Raw genomic sequence first — 2,302 nt, forward strand, 5'->3', positions numbered from 1 at the left:
GCCTCTCCGTATCTCGAACGGTTGCATTCTGGAGGGTGCCGGCCTTGCTCGTCAAGACGAAACCAGCCGCATACTCGCAGATGTCAAATCCGGAAATTTCAACCTCTCTGTCTCGACTAAAATCGGTGAAGTCGGCGGGGGGACAGCGCGGGAGACCGTTTATTGCGCAATTGCCCTGGTGGGCTATGGGACCGGATTGGCCATGAGGCCCCCTCGCGGGCGGGCGGACTATGCCGTGCTTCGTCAGCTCGCCCTCCATTCGGTCCCCGCTCAAGGGATGCCTGCCGCCCCCCTCCAGGCCCCGCAGATGGATGGCATACGAGTTATGGCGACCGGCGCATGCATCGAGAGAATGAGCGTCGTCAGTTTCAGGCGCAACGGAATAGAGATATCCTCAAGTGAGGTCGCACCGGTGGTTAACGCCAGCGGCGTGCAGATACGTGATTGCCGCCTTACCAGCAATGGCCAAAATGGGCTCGACATCGGCAGCCTGGGCAACGACAACGCCAGTAACATACTAGTTACGAACGTTGATGCCTCATCAAATGGGCGTGATGGAATTTGCAACAATTCGTACTTGGGCGCCACCTTCGTTTCGTGTCACACTGCAGCAAACCGACGCCGAAACTATAGCTGTGAAGGCGCCCCGAGGCCCTCCGTGTACGTCGGCTGCTACGGCGAAGCCGATGCACCATCGGTATTCAATAGTAGGGATATCGCTGTCATTGGAGGCGATATAGACACTACCTCCGACTCAAAGTTTTGGGGCTTCAACCCTATCGGGAAGGGACCTTCTGCACTCCGCGTGGTAAATGACTATTCCAAAGTGCACAAGTATTGGATCGCCGAGACGGGGGTCGATATCGAGGAAGGCGAGGAGCAGACGCCCCAGAGGGGAACCGGGAACGGATACGTATATCGAGCAATTCGCGCCGGGCATACTCGTGGAGTGAACGGCCTACCTCCCGAAAACAAGGGCATGCCTGACTTCAAGCCGGAGGTCGGTGCAGAGCTGGAAGAGCTCGATGGTTTGCTGTGGAAATGTGTGAGAAAAAATGAGCCTCAGGTCACAACGTCCAACACCCTCGGCAGCTATGGTGAGAATTCCAGGATCATTCATGATTTTCAGTCCATGACGGTGGACGGCGAGTTGCAACCCGCGGGGGACTCCCTCTTCCGTACCGAAGTCCATCCAGCTTCGGATCCTGACAACCCTCTCGAGCCTCGTAACCCTCTCAAGGGCAGGATAGAAACGTCCCTTATTAGTAATGGGCAGCAGTTCCATACGTACTATCAAACCGCGTACGAAAACGGTCCGGTTCCCGGCAAACTGATGCTTCCGGAAGCCTGGATTGGAAACATCAACTACGGCGAGCGGCGAATCTGTGTTGTGACTGGCGGAACTCCCTTCGATACCCCTGTGGGTAGCTGCAACTTCTACCGCCCGGGTGATCTGCTTCTCAATGCCAAGGGAGATTCAACGCGCCGGGACGAGATCGGTTGGACGGTGACGGCTGCGTGTGGAAGCCGGTCGCTGGCTCTTGACTGGGCATCCCTGAAGCACTACAACATAGGGCAAACCGTCAGGCCGACGCCCCCCAATGGCTTCGTGTATCGGCTGAAGGAGTACAACGGTAGCGGCCCGTTGAACCCGGGGGACAAAAAATCTGGTCCAGAGCAGCCGCGGTCCTGGAACCTGGACCAGGCCCAGGCCCAGAGGGTTGGAGGCGTGACTCACGACAACCACCTAGAGTGGGAGACGCTCTATGACTTGGATGTTCCCGCAAACAGAAAGTGCATTGAACCGATTCCACAGCGTGTGGCAAATCAGACGAACTCGACCGCGACGGACATTGACCAGCTGAAGAAGGATTTCAACGCACTTCTTGCCAAGCTGAGAGCGGCGCACCTGTTGGAAGGAGAATAAGCAGAGGCGGACGGGACTCATACCGAGGATGCCGCACCTCATCGACTCCGCCATTGCGTGAGCTGCACGTAGCGAACGTTGACGGCACAGCGGGCCCGGTGGCACTTCGAAGGCGGCGACTGTTCCAGCAGGACTCTTGTCGCCAACTATGCGAGCACACATGCGTCGTGACGGTACGACACCGTCCAGGGACGCATGAGCGGCGGTTCTGCTTACCGGACCTCCCGCACCTGTTGGCTCGTCAGGGTGGTGCCGCAGTAAATACCGGATTTACTGCGGCAGAGCCTCTACCGTGATCACCACGACCTGCGGCGGGGTGTTTCGGCCACCGGGGTGAGGTGTACGCATTTACTGCGGCAGCGCTGAGTGGGGCGG

Annotated in this window: 1 protein-coding gene; it reads left to right on the forward strand. The window is 58.1% G+C overall.

Features of this window, described 5'->3' with window-relative positions; genetic code table 11:
* The first annotated feature begins 325 nt into the window (after positions 1-325).
* Positions 326-1,927 (forward strand): right-handed parallel beta-helix repeat-containing protein, encoded by a 1,602-nt coding sequence (locus ACFVV5_RS19120; protein ID WP_387247281.1) that lies wholly within the window; start codon positions 326-328, stop codon positions 1,925-1,927.
* Positions 1,928-2,302 lie beyond the last annotated feature (375 nt).

The organism is Leifsonia sp. NPDC058248 (assembly GCF_042881905.1).
Classification (GTDB): domain Bacteria; phylum Actinomycetota; class Actinomycetes; order Actinomycetales; family Microbacteriaceae; genus Leifsonia.